Origin of the sequence: Terriglobus sp. YAF25 (assembly GCF_052113305.1) — a bacterium.
Classification (GTDB): Bacteria; Acidobacteriota; Terriglobia; order Terriglobales; family Acidobacteriaceae; genus Terriglobus.
The window spans coordinates 1-1572 of sequence record NZ_JBFRCY010000896.1 but is presented as its reverse complement, the minus strand read 5'-3'; the positions used below and the strand labels follow the sequence as shown (position 1 = coordinate 1572).

Sequence of the window (1572 nt, the reverse complement as noted above, 5' to 3'; positions counted from 1 at the left end):
CATCTACATCCTGACGAAGCCCCGCTAAAACAACTCCTTCCGATACAACAAAGAAAATGTCCCGCAGAAAACCCGATAAAACAACTCCTTCCGATACAACAAAGAAAATGTCCCGCAGAAAACCCGATAAAACAACTCCTTCCAGACGCCACAAAGAAATCCAGCAACTAAGGCCCACTCAACAAAGAGAAGATCCCTCACTCACACAGACTCTTYAGCCCTGGGCCTCTTCCATCTCGATTGGAAAAGGCCCAGGGCTAAAGCCCATTTCTATATTGAGCTAATAGACCGTGGGCTGAAAGCCCACGGCTCCCACCGATTCGAGCTTCGCTCGAATGCCCACATCCCTAAGGGGGCATGGGCGAAGCAGGTCCTTCGCTTCGCTCAGGATGACAACAAAAGACGGATTGCTCTCTTACGGCAGTTCCGTCTCGAAGAGCTTTTGCACGACCTTCCAGCTATCGCGCCGTTCCCGCTCAGTATTCACCACACCCCATCGGCGAATGCCATCAGCCGGTGTGCCGCGGATGAACGACCGATAGTCGTTCCAGGTCCATAGCGACGCGCCAATCATGTAGGGCCGCTGCTTCACTGCCGTCATCGCCTCGGTAATATCCGCAATGCGCTGTGGATCGTGAAGACCTGGCTCGCCCATCTTGCCGAACTCCGTCACGAAGATGGGCTTGTCGGGAAACAGCTCATGGGCGCGATCGAAGCGTCTGGCGTAGTCGCCATAAACATTGATGGAGACAAAGTCGCAGTACTGGCTTGCCTCATCGGCGCCGGTCTTCACCGCAGCATCCCCGGTGTAGCGCGAAGCGAAGGTGATCAAACGTGTTGCATCCAGGCCTAGTGTGAAGGCGCGCATGTCGCGGGTCCAGTCACGCCCTTCCTGTGTGTATGACTCATACTCGTTTCCGACGCTCCAGGCGATGACCGAGGGATGGTTCCAGTCCTGCTCCATCATCTCCTGCATCTGCTGCTTCCAACGCGCACGGATGCCGGCGTCCGCCATCTGCCATGCACTGAAGTTCCAGTTCCCTGCCTCAGGGATCAACAGCATGCCATGACGGTCCGCAAAGTCGAGCACCGCCTGTGTCTGCGGATAGTGTGCGATACGCATCATGCGCATGTTGTCCGCCAGCATATCGCTCAGGTCACGCTCCACAATCGCATCCGATTCGCGGAGGCCTTCCTTCATGTCTTCCGAGACACGGTTGGCGCCGTTCAAATGCACCGGGTTTCCATTCAACAAAAGGCGCGTCCCGCTGACCTGAATCTTCCGGACGCCGACATGTGCAGTGAACTCATCATCGGCTACCTGCAGCTTCGCGTCATAGAGGAACGGATCGCGCACGCTCCATAGATGAGCGCTGTTGAGCGTTCCCTTCCACGTGACACTGGCATCGCCATTCGCAGGCACGCTCACAGAGCGGAAGCCCGCAGTCAGGCCGGCAACTTCTCCCTTGACGGTCGCGGATGCCGCCCGCTCGCCGGCGTTGTGCAAGGTTGCCCGGACAGTGATGGTGGCCACACCTGTCTTCAAATCAGGATCGGCGTCGACCTTCACAC

Annotated in this window: 1 protein-coding gene; it reads right to left on the bottom strand. The window is 57.0% G+C overall.

The window, feature by feature from the left end; all coding sequences use genetic code 11:
- Window positions 1–415 precede the first annotated feature (415 nt).
- Window positions 416–1572: glycoside hydrolase family 2 TIM barrel-domain containing protein (locus tag AB4043_RS24955; protein ID WP_442308454.1), on the bottom strand; the 1157-nt coding region annotated here is incomplete at its 5' end.